The organism is Cupriavidus sp. OTU4054 (assembly GCF_038440175.1).
Taxonomy (GTDB): Bacteria; Pseudomonadota; Gammaproteobacteria; order Burkholderiales; family Burkholderiaceae; genus Cupriavidus; species Cupriavidus pauculus_D.
Genome location: NZ_JASATF010000004.1, coordinates 310,973 through 324,303, shown reverse-complemented (window position 1 = coordinate 324,303; position 13,331 = coordinate 310,973). Strand labels below are relative to the sequence as shown.

10 protein-coding genes are annotated in these 13,331 nt (G+C 67.2%); 3 read left to right on the top strand and 7 right to left on the bottom strand.

What is annotated here, in order from left to right; translation table 11 throughout:
• Nucleotides 1–259: 259 nt before the first annotated feature.
• Nucleotides 260–2,200, top strand: a complete 1,941-nt coding sequence (locus AAHB16_RS07905; RefSeq protein ID WP_150371514.1) for a SurA N-terminal domain-containing protein — start codon at nt 260–262, stop codon at nt 2,198–2,200.
• A 77-nt stretch (nt 2,201–2,277) separates the two neighbouring features.
• On the opposite strand, the gene AAHB16_RS07900 is transcribed toward AAHB16_RS07905, so the two are convergent.
• Complete coding sequence (locus AAHB16_RS07900; RefSeq protein ID WP_342050567.1) at nt 2,278–2,886, bottom strand: arylesterase; 609 nt, start codon at nt 2,884–2,886, stop codon at nt 2,278–2,280.
• 103 nt (nt 2,887–2,989) lie between these two features.
• Between AAHB16_RS07900 and AAHB16_RS07895 the strand changes: the two genes are divergently transcribed.
• Nucleotides 2,990–3,688, top strand: a complete 699-nt coding sequence (locus AAHB16_RS07895; RefSeq protein ID WP_150371516.1) for an ABC transporter ATP-binding protein — start codon at nt 2,990–2,992, stop codon at nt 3,686–3,688.
• Here AAHB16_RS07895 and pgi read toward each other — a convergent pair.
• The 6 genes from pgi to AAHB16_RS07865 form a co-directional block, all read right to left on the bottom strand.
• Nucleotides 3,664–5,334 carry a glucose-6-phosphate isomerase gene (pgi, locus tag AAHB16_RS07890; RefSeq protein WP_150371518.1) on the bottom strand — a complete coding sequence of 557 codons (1,671 nt, stop codon included), beginning with the start codon at nt 5,332–5,334 and terminating at the stop codon, nt 3,664–3,666. The genes AAHB16_RS07895 and pgi overlap by 25 nt on opposite strands.
• Before the next feature lie 258 nt (nt 5,335–5,592).
• A complete protein-coding gene (locus AAHB16_RS07885) occupies nt 5,593–7,752 on the bottom strand; it encodes an NAD(P)H-hydrate epimerase (protein WP_342050556.1) in 2,160 nt (719 codons plus the stop codon).
• 420 nt (nt 7,753–8,172) lie between these two features.
• Complete coding sequence (locus tag AAHB16_RS07880) at nt 8,173–9,468, bottom strand: D-amino acid dehydrogenase (protein WP_150373748.1); 1,296 nt, start codon at nt 9,466–9,468, stop codon at nt 8,173–8,175.
• Nucleotides 9,469–9,513: 45 nt separating this feature from the next.
• Nucleotides 9,514–10,824 (bottom strand): TRAP transporter large permease, encoded by a 1,311-nt coding sequence (locus AAHB16_RS07875; RefSeq protein ID WP_109580896.1) that lies wholly within the window; start codon nt 10,822–10,824, stop codon nt 9,514–9,516.
• On the bottom strand, nt 10,824–11,375 hold the full coding sequence (locus AAHB16_RS07870; RefSeq protein WP_150371521.1) for a TRAP transporter small permease subunit: 552 nt from the start codon (nt 11,373–11,375) through the stop codon (nt 10,824–10,826). The genes AAHB16_RS07875 and AAHB16_RS07870 overlap by 1 nt, the downstream gene beginning before the upstream one ends.
• 142 nt (nt 11,376–11,517) lie before the next feature.
• Nucleotides 11,518–12,471, bottom strand: a complete 954-nt coding sequence (locus AAHB16_RS07865) for a TRAP transporter substrate-binding protein (RefSeq protein WP_411859824.1) — start codon at nt 12,469–12,471, stop codon at nt 11,518–11,520.
• Nucleotides 12,472–12,726: 255 nt separating this feature from the next.
• Between AAHB16_RS07865 and AAHB16_RS07860 the strand changes: the two genes are divergently transcribed.
• Nucleotides 12,727–13,314 carry a winged helix DNA-binding protein gene (locus AAHB16_RS07860; protein ID WP_150371523.1) on the top strand — a complete coding sequence of 196 codons (588 nt, stop codon included), beginning with the start codon at nt 12,727–12,729 and terminating at the stop codon, nt 13,312–13,314.
• Nucleotides 13,315–13,331 lie beyond the last annotated feature (17 nt).

The following is a 13,331-nucleotide window of genomic DNA, read 5'->3' as shown; positions in this document are numbered from 1 at the left end:
TTTTTTGTGCGGGGGGGGGGGCCCCGCCGCCCGCCCCCACGGCGGGGATCGAAGGGCCGCGCTTGCAAGCGCGGCAGCGGCCTGCGGGATGTAGGCGAGCCCCGTCCACTCCGCCAGTTATGAAGGACGCCCGCTAACGCGGGCGTTTCTTATTTCTGCGTCCAATTCCGCCATACCCCCGAATCTGACGGGTATCGGTTGTCTCTCCTGATAGAATCGCGAAGTTTGTCCTTCGTGCCAACCCTTTACCCGAATCAGCATGCTTGATTTCGTACGCAACAACCGGCGCCTGATGCTTCTGCTGCTGCTGGTGCTCGTCTTTCCGTCGTTCGTGTTCTTCGGCGTGGAAAGCTATTCGCGCTTCATGGACAGTTCGCATGACGTCGCGAAGGTCGATGGCCGCGCCATCTCGGTTCAGGAAGTGGACAACGTCGTGCGCGATCAGACCGAGCGCATGCGTCAGATTCTTGGCGCCAGCTACGATCCGCGTCAGTTCGAAGGTGCCGCCGCGCGCCAGGCCGTGCTCGACCAGCTGATTCTGCAGCGCGTGGTGTCCGCTACCGTCGCGCGCGAACATCTGACCGTGTCCGATGCCGAAGTGGCCGCCGCGATCCAGAGCATTCCCGCGATCGCGCAACTCAGGACCGCCGACGGCAAGTTCGACGAGAAGGCCTACGTGCAACTGCTGGCCGCGCAGGGCATGACGCCGGAGCAGCTCGATTCGCGCATGCGCTTCGACCTGGCCACGCAACAACTGAGCGCCGCCGTGGCAACCACAGGCTTTATGCCGAAGTCGCTGCTGGACCGCCTGCTTGCCGTCCGCGATCAGGAGCGTGACGTGCAGGCCCTCGTGGTCAAGCCCGCCGACTTCACCGCCAAGGTGACGCCCGATGCGGCGGCACTGAAGGCCTACTACGACGCGCACACCTCGGCCTATACGATTCCCGAATCGGCCAAGGTCGAATACGTGGTGCTGTCTGGCGACGCGCTCGCCGCATCGCAGACCGTGACGCCGGAACAGCTGAAGTCCTACTACGACAGCAATATCCAGCGATTCAAGACCGACGAGCAGCGCCGCGCGAGCCATATCCTGATTTCGTCGCCGAAGGACGCACCGGCCGCCGATCGTGCCGCCGCGAAGGCGCGTGCCACGAAGCTGCTCGAGGAACTGCGCAAGCATCCGGAAACGTTCGCCGCCGTGGCGAAGAAGGAATCGCAGGATCCCGGTTCGGCGGAGAAGGGTGGCGATCTCGGCTTCATGGGTCATGGCGCGCTGGTCAAGCCGTTCGAAGACGCGATGTACGCGCTCAAGCCGGGTCAGATCAGCGACGTGGTGGAGACCGACTACGGCTATCACATCATCAAGCTCGACGAGATCAAGCCGGCCGCCGTGCAGCCGCTGGAAGCCGTGAAGGCCGAGCTCGAAGGCGAACTGCGCAAGCAGCTCGCGGCCAAGGCGTATCAGGAGCAGGCCGACGCGTTCGGCAATCTCGTGTACGAGCAGTCGGAAAGCCTGAAGCCGGCCGCCGACAAGTTCCACCTGCAGATCCAGACCGCGGACGACGTGACGCGTCAGCCGAATCCGAAGCTCGGCGCGCAGAACCCGCTCAACAACGAGAAGGTGCTGAAGGCCCTGTTCAGCGATGACGCGCTGAAGAACAAGCGCAATATCGAGGCCGTGCAGGTGGGCCCGACCACGCTGGTGTCGGCACGCGTCGTGGACTATCGTCCTTCGTCGGTGCGCAAGTTCGAAGAGGTGGAAGCACAGGTGCGTGCCGCGTATGTCGCGCAGCAGGCCGCCGAGCTGGCGCGCAAGGATGGCGAGGCGAAGCTCGAGGCGCTGAAGAAGGATCCGGCCACGGCTGGCTTCGGTGCATCGGTGACGGTGTCGCGCACGCGTGGCGACAATATCCCGCCGAAGGCCGCGGAAGCGATCATGCGCGCCGATGCGCTGAAGCTGCCGGCGTTCGTGGGTGTGGATCTCGGTAACGACGGATATGCGATCTATCGCATCAACAAGGTCAGCACGCCGACGCAGCCGAAGCCCGAGCAACGTCAGGCCGAAGCGCAGCAGCTCGCGCAGCTCGTGGGTCAGGCGGATCTGAACGCCTACTACGAGAGCCTGAAGGCCGAATCGAAGGTGAAGATCCTGCGTCCGATTGCCGCGGCGTCCGACGCGGGCGAAGGCCAGTCGCAGTAATCTCCCTCAGCCCCTCTCCGTCGCGAGAGGGGCGACCTCCTTTATCGTTCCCTTCATCGTTTCCCTCCGGAGCGCCCTCAGCGCTTCGTTTTCAGCAACGGCTTGAGTTGCGGCCACACGTTGTCCAGCAACGTGGGCTGCGCGGCGGCGGTGGGGTGAATGCGGTCTTCCTGGAACCAGTCGGGGTGTGTAATCACCTTGTCGAGGAAGAACGGCACCAGCGCGGCGCGATACTCCTGCGCCAGCTTTCCATACAGCGCGTAAAACTTCTCGGTGTAGTCCTGCCCGTAGTTCGGCGGAATGCGCATGCCGACGAGCACCACGCGCGCGCCTGCCTTCTGCGCGCTGCCCAGGATGCCGCGCAGGTTGGTCTCCGTGCTTTGCAGCGAGAGGCCGCGCAACGCGTCGTTGGCGCCCAGTTCCACGATGACCACCGCGGGTTTGTGGCGGGCCAGCAGATCGGGCAGGCGCGTCTTGCCGCCGACCGTGGTCTCGCCGCTGATGCTTGCGTTGACGACGCTATAATCGAACCGCTCCGCGCGCAGGCGGTCCTGCAGCAGATTGACCCAGCCGGTGCCGCGCGTGAGGCCGTATTCGGCGGACAGGCTGTCTCCGAGCACGAGTATGGCGGGGCCCGCTGTGGCGGGAGTGGTCGGCGATGCCGCGGTCGCGGCCTGCGCGGGCATCACCGATAACCATGCGGCGCCGATGCCGATGGCCATGCCAATGGCGACGCCGCATGCTACCTTGGCGGCATTCCTCAAATTTATGCTCCCGGATTTCTTGCCCATGTCTTCTTCCATTCTCGCTGTCGAGTCACTAGGAAAGACCGTAGCCGACGCGACGGGTTCGCTGACGATTTTGCACGACGTCTCGTTTTCCGTCACGCCGGGCGAGACGCTGGCCATCGTCGGCGCCTCGGGATCGGGCAAATCGACGCTGCTCGGCCTGCTGGCCGGGCTCGATCTGCCGAGCACCGGCGCGGTCAAGCTGCATGGCCAGGACCTGTTCGCGCTCAACGAGGACCAGCGCGCCGCGCTGCGCGGCCGCCATGTGGGATTCGTGTTCCAGTCGTTCCAGCTCGTGGGACATTTGACCGCGCTCGAGAACGTGATGCTGCCGCTGGAGTTGCGCGGGGAGACCGATCGCGTGCGCGAGCGCGCGGTGGAGATGCTGGAGCGGGTGGGGCTGGGCAAGCGGCTCTCGCACTATCCGCGCACGCTGTCCGGCGGCGAGCAGCAACGCGTGGCGCTGGCCCGCGCGTTCGTGGCGCGGCCCGATATCCTGTTTGCCGACGAGCCCACGGGCAGCCTCGATACGACCACGGGCGAGGCCGTCATCGCGCTGATGTTCGAACTCAATCGCGATGCGGGCTCCACGCTGGTGCTCGTGACGCACGATCGATCGGTGGCCGCGCGCTGCGGCCGCATGCTTACGATCGAGGCCGGCCGCGTCGCCAGCGATCAGTTGCTCGGTACGGAGGTCTGACCCGAGGCGGGACGCGCGAGCACCTCGCGCGCGCGGGCGATCAGCGCGCGCGTGGAGGCATCGTGCGCGCCGGCCGCGTCGCCCTTGAGTTCGGCTTCGATCGGGCGCGCGAGGATCTTGCCGAGCTCCACGCCCCACTGGTCGAACGAGTTGATATTCCAGATGACGCCCTGCACGAACGTGCGGTGCTCGTAGAGCGCGATCAGCGCGCCCAGCACGTGCGGGGTGAGGTCTTCCATCAGCAGCGTATTGCTGGGACGGTTTCCCTCGAACACCATATGCGGCACGCGGGCCGGGTCGGTCACGCCCGCGGCGTGCAGTTCTTCCGCGCTGCGGCCGCGCATCAGCGCTTCTGCCTGCGCGAAGCAGTTGGCGAGCAGCTTGGCATGATGGCCGGGCAGATTGCGCGGCGGAACGAGCGGGGCGACGAAGTCCACGGGCACGATCTGCGAGCCCTGGTGGATCATCTGGAAGTAGGCATGCTGGCCGTTCGTGCCCGCGGTGCCCCACACCACCGGCGACGTATGCGAACGCACGCGGCGGCCGTCGAGCTGCACGGATTTGCCGTTGCTTTCCATCTCCAGCTGCTGCAGGAACGCCGGGAACAGTTCGAGCGACGTCGAATAGGGCGCCATGCAACTGGTCGGCATGTTGAAGAAGTTGCGGTACCAGATGCCGAGCATGGCCATGATCACCGGCATGTTCTGCGCGAGCGGCGCGGTGCGGAAGTGATCGTCCATTGCGCGGCCGCCGCGCAGCAGGTCTTCGAACGCGTCGAAGCCCACCGCGAGCGCGATCGACAGTCCGACCGACGACCATAGCGAGAAGCGGCCGCCGATCCAGTCCCAGAACTCGAACATGTTGGCCGGGTCGATGCCGAACTTGCGGACCGCTTCGGTGTTGGTCGAGACCGCGACGAAATGGCATGCGAGCTGATGCTCGGGCACGCCCTTCGCGAGAAACCAGTCGCGCATGCTGCAGGCGTTGGCCATCGTCTCGAGCGTCGTGAAGGTCTTGGAGCAGACGATGACGAGCGTGCGGGCGGGGTTGAGGCGCACGAGCGTTTCGGCGAGTTCGGTGCCGTCGACGTTCGAGACGAAATGCATGTTCGGGCCGACGCGGTCCGCAAGATGGGCGAGGGCGCGGCAGACCATGCGCGGGCCGAGATCGGAACCGCCGATGCCGATATTGACGACGTCGGTGATGGTCTCGCCCGTGTAGCCGGTCCACTGGCCGCTGCGTACGCGCTCGGAGAAGCTCTGCATGCGACGCAGCACGTCGTGGATGCCGGGCATGACCGAGGTGCCATCGACGCGGAACGGCGCATCGGGCAGCGCGCGCAGGGCCACGTGCAGCGCGGCGCGGTCTTCGGTGGCGTTGATGTGTTCGCCCGCGAACATCGCTTCGCGGCGGCAGGGCACGCCGGCTTCCTCGGCCAGGCGCATCAGCAGGTCGAACGTTTCGTCGGTGATGCGGTTCTTCGAGAAATCGAGATACAGGCCCGCGGCCTCCACGGAGAACGTCGACACGCGGCGATCGGCGTCACCGTTGTCGTTCCCCTTGTCGAACCATTCGCGCATCGGCGTGTCGCGGATGGTGTCGTGATGCTGCAGGAGGGCATTCCAGGCGTGTAGATCTGTCGGCATGCAATCTCGAAATAAAGTCAACGGCGTCCGCGCCGCGTGGGGCACGGACAGCGGAAGTATATCGCCAGCGCGCGGCGCTAATCGCGGGAAATCGGTGCGATGTCGGCCGCTGTTCACCGGCGGTTGTGTCTGGCACTTGCGTGTGCGGCCAAGATAGCAGGCAATCGGGTCGGTCCCTATCGGGCGTTGTCCGACGAATGGTGACATCCTGTTACGGATTGCACTGTGCGGGGCCGCGCAAAAAGTGGAACGTCGTTCTCAGGCGGATTCGCCGCGCAGCAGGGCGTTGAGGATCTGCCGGGCGGGGCCGTAGAGCTCGCTGGCGGTCATGCCCGCCGGACCCTGGCCGGCGGCGACGAAGGCATCGGCCGCACGACCGTGGATCCAGACGGCGGCGCATGCGGCTGCGTGGGGAGGCATGCCTTGCGCGAGCAGCGCGCCGGTCATGCCGGCGAGCACGTCGCCGGTGCCGGCGGTGGCGAGGGCGGGGTTGCCGGTGGGGTTGATGGTGAGGGGGGGAGGGGGTGGTAACGATGCGCCCGACGCGCCCGACGCGCCCGATGCGCCCGATGCGGACGACGCGGACGACGCGGACGATGCGGACGATGCGCCCGACGCGCCCGACGCGCCCGATACGCCCGATACGCCCGATACGCCCGATACGCCCGATACGCCCGATACGCCCGATACGCCCGATACGCCCGATACGTCCGATACGCCCGACGCGGACGATACGCCCGACGCGGACGACGCGGACGATGCGGACGATGCGGACGATGCGGACGATGCGGACGATGCGGATGATGCGGACGATGCGGACGACGAGGAAGGCGCGGATGATGCGGACGACGTAGGCGACGTAGGCGACGTAGGCGACGTAGGCGACGTGGGCGACGTGGACGGCGCGGACGGCATGGACGGCATGCATGGCCCGGCGACGATGGTGCCGGATCCTTTCAGCACGACCACCGCGCGCCACCGCGTGGCCAGCGTTCTCGCGGAGGCCAGACGGTCGCGCTGTACCTCGGCGACATGCGTGCCGAGCAGGCGCGCCGCTTCGAGCGGATGCGGCGTCAGCACCATGCGCAGGCCGCTCGCGATAAAACGCGCGGCGAGCGCGGCGTCCGCGGCGAGCACGTTCAGCGCGTCGGCATCGAGCACGAGTGCCGGCGGCGTATCCGCAGCGAGGCTCGCATCGAGCAGCGTCTCCAGTGCCGCGGCGCCATCGGTGCCCGTGCCCATGCCGGGGCCTGCCACCAGCGCGGACATGGCGCCGATGGCGACGCGCGCCACGGGATGCAGCATCAATTCCGGATGCACGAGATCCGCCGCGGGCGCATTGTCCGCGAGAAAGCCGATATGCACGCGGCCCGCGCCCAGATACAGCGCGGCGCGCGCGCCGAGCAGCGGGGCACCGGTCATGCCCACGTTGCCACCGATGACCGCGAGTTGCCCGAAATGGCCCTTGTTGGCCGCATGCGCGCGCGCGGGCAGCGATGCCGCGAAGCCGGCGGGCTGATTGACGATCGCCACGGGTGCTGGCGGGGCGGGCTGCGCGGACGATTGTGCGGTTGATGGGGAGGCCAGTGTCGAGGCCGACGGTGAAGCCCACTGTACGGGTGCATCCGCCGGCGGATACGGCAATCCCAACGGCGCGATATCGATCTCGCCCGCACAGTCGCGGCCATCGAGTGTCAGCAGGCCAGGCTTGGCGGCGAGGAATGTCAGCGTGCGTTGCGCGCGCACGGCGGGTTGGCCCGCGCCCGTGTCCGCGAACAGTCCGCTCGGGATGTCGAGCGCGAACACCGGGATGCCCGACGCGTTGATATGCGCGATCCAGCGCGCGGCCTGCCCCTGCGCGGGGCGATTGAGGCCGATGCCGAGCAAGCCGTCGAGGATGGCCGTGCAGTCGGCGGGCCACGGTGGCAGGGCGGCCGATTCGTCCTGCGGCATCGCCAGCACCGGTACGCCCGCCGCGCGGGCTTCGGCCCATGCGCGCGCGGCGTCGGCCGGGAGCTTGTCGGGCACGCCGGTCAGCCACGCTTCCACGCGGCGGCCCGTTTGATGCAGGCGCGTGGCGGCAACCAGGGCATCGCCGCCGTTATTGCCGCTGCCCGCGAGGCAGAGCACCTTGCCTGCGGGGGCATGCCGCGCGACCCAGTCGGCCGCCGCGGCACCGGCGCGGGCCATCAGCGTGAACGGGGGCAGGCTGTCGAGCCCCGCCCGCTCGATCGCGCGGATGGCGGGGACGTCGTAGAGCGGGGTGGACGTATGCGGATGGGCGGGGTCGAGCGGGATCCAGGCTTGCGACGGTGATGCCGATGTCGCGAGCGGATCGGGGACGCTTGTTGCGTGGGCGGAGGCTGAGACCGTGCCCGGTGTTGCGGACGACGCCGCGGAGGCGGATATGGTGTTCATGCTTGGGCTCTCAGGCAGGACGATGGCGCGCGGGCGTTAGGCTGGCGATGTCTTGCGACGGGGACGCCGATGTTGCGAGCGGATCGGGGCCGCTTGATGCGTGTGCGTGTGCGTGGGCGCGGGCGTGTGCACGGGCGGAGGCTGAGACCGTGCCCGGTGTTGCGGACGACGCTGCGGAGGCGGATGTGGTGTTCATGCTTGGGCTCTCAGGCGAGACGATGTCGCGCGGGCGGCAGGGTAGCCATGTCTTGCGACGGGGACGCCGATGTTGCGAGCGGATCGGGGCCGCTTGTTGTGTGTGCGCGGGCGCGGGCGTGTGCGCGGGCGCGGGCGCGGGCGTGTGCACGGGCGGAGGCTGAGACCGTGCCCGGTGTTGCGGACAACGCCGCGGAGGCGGATAGGGTGTTCATGCGTAGGCTCTCAGGCAAGTCGATAACGCGCGGGCGTCAGGCCCTCCATGTCGATGGCCGGACCGTCGCCTTCCCCCACGCTCGCGGCGATCTGGTCCGCGGCGATCTTGCCCGAGCCGCATGACATCGCCCACCCCGTCGACCCATGGCCGAGGTTCAGGAACAGTCCCGCTACCGAAGTGGCGCCGATCAGCGGCGGGCCGTCCGGCAGCATCGGCCGCGCGCCGGCCCACAACGTCGCTTCCTGATAGCTGCCCGCCACCGGAAACCAGTCGCGGGCCACGCGGATGAGCGTGCGTACCGCATCGTGCCGCAGATCCATCCTGCGCGTGCCGAGCTCGGCCGTGCCCGCCACGCGCAGGCGATTGCCCATACGCGTGATGGCGACCTTGAACGATTCATCCATGAGCGCGGCCAGCGGGGCCTGCAGTTCGTCGCGCACCATGACGGTGGCGGAGTAACCCTTGACCGGGTAGAGCGGCACGCGCAGGCCGAGCGGCCGCAGCAACGCCGCGCTGCCCACGCCCGCGCAGACGAGGACGCGATCGGCGGTCAGCGTTTCTGCCGTGGCGCCGCGCTTCGCGGCCGCCAGTTCGACCTTGATACCACCGCTGCCACCCGAGGGCGCGCGCAGCCGCGCCACGGACGTATCGAACCGGAAGCGCACGCCCGCGGCTTCCGCGTGCTGGTGCAGCCGGCGCACGAACAGCGGGCAATTGCCCGATTCGTCCTCGGGCAGGTGCAGGCCGCCCGCGAGCGCCGTGTCCTGTGCCAGCCCCGGCTCGATACGCCGGCAGCCCTCGGCATCCACGAGCGTATGCACGACCTTGTTCTCGCGCAGCAGCGCGAGGGCCGGCGCGGCCAGGTCGAGATCCCGCGCCGTGCGGAACAGCTGAAGATACCCGCGCGATTGTTCGTACTCGATCTCGAGCTCGCCGCGCAGCCGATGCAGGCAATCGCGGCTGTAGAACGCAAGCCGCTGCATGCGCAGCTTGTTGGCGCGGTAGCGCTCGGGATGGCATTCGCGCAGCCAGCGCGCGATCCATCGCCACATGGCGGGGTCGAGGCTCGGGCGGAAGCGAACCGGGGTCTCTTTCGCGAACAGCATGCCGAGCAGCTTGCGCGGCATGCCGGGCGCCGCCCACGGCGTGACGTAGCCCGGCGCGATCACGCCGGCATTGCCGAAGCTGCTCTCCTGCGCCGGCGCGCCGCGTGCTTCCAGCACGGTCACGTCGAAGCCGGCCTGGCGCAGGTACCACGCTGAGCAGACGCCGATGGCGCCGGCCCCAATCACGATGACGTGCATATTGGCTCGCATCTCCCTGCCGGCGCCCCTCCGGCAGGGGCGCGGCTATTTGAGTTCTTTCTGCATGACCTGATCGGGCAGCCACGTCACGATGGACGGCCACACGGTCACCATGGCGATGGCAAGCACCATCATCATGAAGAACGGCAGCGAGACTCTGGCGATGTAGTTACTGTCCTTGCCGGTCATGCTTTGCAGCACGAAGAGATTGAATCCGACCGGGGGTGTCACCTCGGCAATCTCGACGAGCAGCACGATGAAGATTCCGAACCATACCAGATCGAAGCCGGCCGCCTGCACCATCGGCAGCACCGTGGCCGTGGTCAGCGCGATCATCGAGATACCGTCGAGGGCAGTGCCGAGCACGATATAGATGATGGTCAGCACCGCGATGAGCGCCCACGGCGACAGGTGCAGCGCGGCCACCCACTCGGCCAGCGCGCGCGGAATGCCGGTGAAACTCATGGTCACGGACAGGAACGACGTGGCACCGAGCACGAACATGATCATCGCGGTCAGGCGCGTGGCGGACATCAGGCTGTCCCAGAACGCCCGGCGCGTCAGCGAGCCGCCGGCCCAGGCGAGCGCGAGCGACGCCACGACGCCGTACGCGGCCGCCTCGGTGGCCGTGGAGTAACCGGCGATCATGATCCACGTGATGAACGCGATCAGTACGATGCAGGGCAGCAGCTGGCGGATGGAGGCGAATCGCGCGCGCCAGCCGAACGTCTCGGCCGGTGGCGTCTTGCTCGGATTGAGCAGGGCCCATACGACGATATAGCCCGAGAACAGCAGCATCAGCAGCAGACCGGGCAGAAAGCCCGCGAGGAACACGCGGATGATCGATACGTCGGCGGAGACCGCGTAGACGACCATCGTGATCGACGGCGGAATCAGGATGCCGAGCGTGCCCGCGGTGGACAGCGAGCCGAGCGTGATGCGCTCGTCGTAGCCGCGCCGCGTGAGTTCGGGCAGCGCGGACTTGGCGATGGTCGCGCAGGTGGCGGCCGACGAGCCCGAGACCGAGCCGAAGATGCCGCAGCCGAGGATGTTCACGTGCATGAGCCGGCCGGGCAGCCAGTTGAGCCACGGCGAGAGGCCGTTGAACATCTGCTCCGACAGCTTGGTGCGGAACAGGATCTCGCCCATCCAGACGAAGAGGGGAAGAGACGCGAGGGTGTACGACGCGCTGGACGACCACCACGAGTTGGCGAGATTGATCAGCGCTTCGTGGTCGGAGAAGATGACCAGGCCGATCCACGAGGTGACCGCGATGGCGACGGGAATCCACGCGCCGAGCGCGAGGAACACGATCATCACCACGAGCAGGACGAGGGCAACGAGTACGGTGCTCATCAGATCGTCTCCCCGAAGTCGCCGGCGGCGAGCTTCGCTTCCTGCGCCAGCTGGTAGCGCGGCTTCTGGCGGCGCACCACGCGCTGCCATTCGTCGGCCACCGCGAGCAGGAAGCCCGCGCAGCCAATGACCGCGAAGCTCTGCGGAATCCAGAGCGGAATCACGATCTGCCCCTGCGACACGTCGCCGATGTCCCAGCTTTGCCATGCGAACGTGCCGAGTGCATAGGTGGCATAGGCCGCGAACACGAGGCATACGGTCAGCGAGACGAGTTCCAGCAGCCACCGGCGGCGCGGGCCCACGGCCTCGAGCAGCATTTCCACGCGCACGATGCCGCCGTGCTGGAACGTCTGGCCGAGCACGAGGAACGCGGAGGCCGCGCACAGCCAGGCGACGATATCGTCGCCACCGCGGAACGCGATGGTGGTTTCACGCGAGAGCGACATCATGATCATCACGATGCAGACGCCGAGGATACAGAGCGCGCCGAGGACGGCGCAGTAATCGAGCAGCCGGTCCAGCCAGCGCTTGGGAGGGACGGGGACTTCCATGATGGGCAGGGCGTGAGGTTACGTGTCGGGGTGGCGCGAGGCGGCGCAGGGCGCGGGCGCGGCGTGACCTGCCGATGGCCGGGGCCATCGGCAGACAGAACTCGTGCCTGGTGCGCGTGGTGCGGTTTGGCGAGTGGGCCGGTTACTTGCGGTAGGCTTCGAGAATGGCCTTGCCGTCGTCGCCGGCACTCTTCGCCCATTCATCGACCATGGTCTGGCCGACCTTCTGCATATCGCCCTTGAGCTGCGACGACGGCGGCTGCACGGTCATGCCGTTCTTCGACAGCACCGCGAGATATTCGCGCGTCTTCTGCTCGGAGACCTGCCAGCCGCGCTTCTCGGCGTCGGCCACGGCCTTCTCCAGCGCCTGCTGCGTGGGCTTGTCGAGCGCGGCGTAGGCCTTCTTGCTGACCACGAGCATGTTCTTGGGCAGCCAGGCGTCCACGGTGTAGAAGTACTTCACGCTCTCCCACACCTTGGTATCGACGCCGGTGGCGCCCGAGGACATGAACGAGTTGACGGTGCCCGTGGCCAGCGCCTGCGCGAGGTCGGCGGCCTGGATCGTAACCGGCTGCGCGCCGACGAGCTCGGCGATCTTCGAGGTGGCCGGGTTGTACGCCCGCCATTTGAGGCCCTTCATGTCGGCCGCGGAGCTCAGCGTCTTGTTCGCGTAGATGCCCTGCGGCGGCCATGCCACCGCGTACAGCAGCTTCATCCCCTGGCGATCGAGAATCTTCTCGGTCACGGGGCGCGAGGCCTGCCACAGCTTGTAGGCGTCGCTGTAGCTCGTGGCGAGGAACGGCACGGCATCCACGCCGAACACGGGGTTTTCGTTCGCGAGCGTCGACATCAGGATCTCGCCCATCTGGACCTGCCCGGTCTGCACGCCGCGCTTGATCTCGTTGGCCTTCAGCAGGGAGCCATTGGGATGCAGCTGGATCTTGAGCTTGCCGCCCGTGGCCTGCGCCACGTCATCGGCGAGCTTCTGCAGGTTCTCGGTGTGCAGGTTGTTCACCGGATAGCCGGTGGGGAGGTCCCATTTGGTGTCCGCCCATGCCGCCGGCGCACTCCCGAGGCCAGCCATCAGGCCTGCCATGACTGCCCACGTGTTGACTCCCTTGACTCGCATCTCGATCTCTCCTGGTGTTGCATGCGCGTTGGCGCGCGGGTTTGACTACCGGGGCGCGCCGCTGGCTCGGCGGGCGCGCGATGAGCGAAAACGGATTTTTTGATGCAAGGGTCATGCCCAGAGTGGTGTTCATGCTGAGAATTTGCCAATAAACTGTCAAGCCATTATTGGCTCGATGCGCTTCGGGCTTTCACCTATCGCCACGGACAGGAGACTTTATCTATGGCACGCAAGCCTGCGACCACCCCGCCTGAACCGCCCGAGGAGACTGGCGCGGCGTCGCCCCGCACGTCGCTGTCCCGCGCGGCGGGCATGAACATCGTGTCGTCGTCGCACCTGGTGTCGGTTCGCAGCCCGGAGCTGTCCGAGTTCGAGTTCGGGCTCAACACGGCCTACAACGCTTATAGCCGCTGGGTGGTGCGCTGCATGGGCGCGGCCGGGGTGCGGGACCTGACGTTCCTCGATGTGCTGGTCCTGCATCATGTGAACCACCGCGGGCGGGCGAAGCGGCTCGCCGATATCTGCTTCGTGCTCAATGTCGAGGACACCCATCTGGTCACCTATGCGCTCAAGAAGCTCACGGGGCTGGGGCTGGTTTCCGGCGAGCGCGTGGGCAAGGAAGCGACCTATGCCACGACGCAGGCCGGTAGCGATGCCTGTGCGCGGTACCGCGAGATCCGCGAGCAATGCCTGACGAGCAATTTCACCGAGGGCAGCGACGAGAACGTGGAGATCGGCGAACTTGCGCGGCTGTTGCGGGTACTGACGGGACTTTACGAGCAGGCGGCGCGGTCGGCGACCTCGCTTTGATGTGATGGATGGGCCGC

What these genes read in the sequence shown, in the direction of transcription:
- AAHB16_RS07870 (WP_150371521.1), bottom strand. Translation starts at nt 11,375, where the DNA reads ATGGAAGTCCCCGTCCCTCCCAAGCGCTGGCTGGACCGGCTGCTCGAT.
- AAHB16_RS07875 (WP_109580896.1), bottom strand. Translation starts at nt 10,824, where the DNA reads ATGAGCACCGTACTCGTTGCCCTCGTCCTGCTCGTGGTGATGATCGTG.
- AAHB16_RS07905 (WP_150371514.1), top strand. Translation starts at nt 260, where the DNA reads ATGCTTGATTTCGTACGCAACAACCGGCGCCTGATGCTTCTGCTGCTG.
- pgi (WP_150371518.1), bottom strand. Translation starts at nt 5,334, where the DNA reads ATGCCGACAGATCTACACGCCTGGAATGCCCTCCTGCAGCATCACGAC.
- AAHB16_RS07860 (WP_150371523.1), top strand. Translation starts at nt 12,727, where the DNA reads ATGGCACGCAAGCCTGCGACCACCCCGCCTGAACCGCCCGAGGAGACT.
- AAHB16_RS07880 (WP_150373748.1), bottom strand. Translation starts at nt 9,468, where the DNA reads ATGCACGTCATCGTGATTGGGGCCGGCGCCATCGGCGTCTGCTCAGCG.
- AAHB16_RS07885 (WP_342050556.1), bottom strand. Translation starts at nt 7,752, where the DNA reads ATGAACACCATATCCGCCTCCGCGGCGTCGTCCGCAACACCGGGCACG.
- AAHB16_RS07900 (WP_342050567.1), bottom strand. Translation starts at nt 2,886, where the DNA reads ATGCCCGCGCAGGCCGCGACCGCGGCATCGCCGACCACTCCCGCCACA.
- AAHB16_RS07895 (WP_150371516.1), top strand. Translation starts at nt 2,990, where the DNA reads ATGTCTTCTTCCATTCTCGCTGTCGAGTCACTAGGAAAGACCGTAGCC.
- AAHB16_RS07865 (WP_411859824.1), bottom strand. Translation starts at nt 12,471, where the DNA reads ATGGCAGGCCTGATGGCTGGCCTCGGGAGTGCGCCGGCGGCATGGGCG.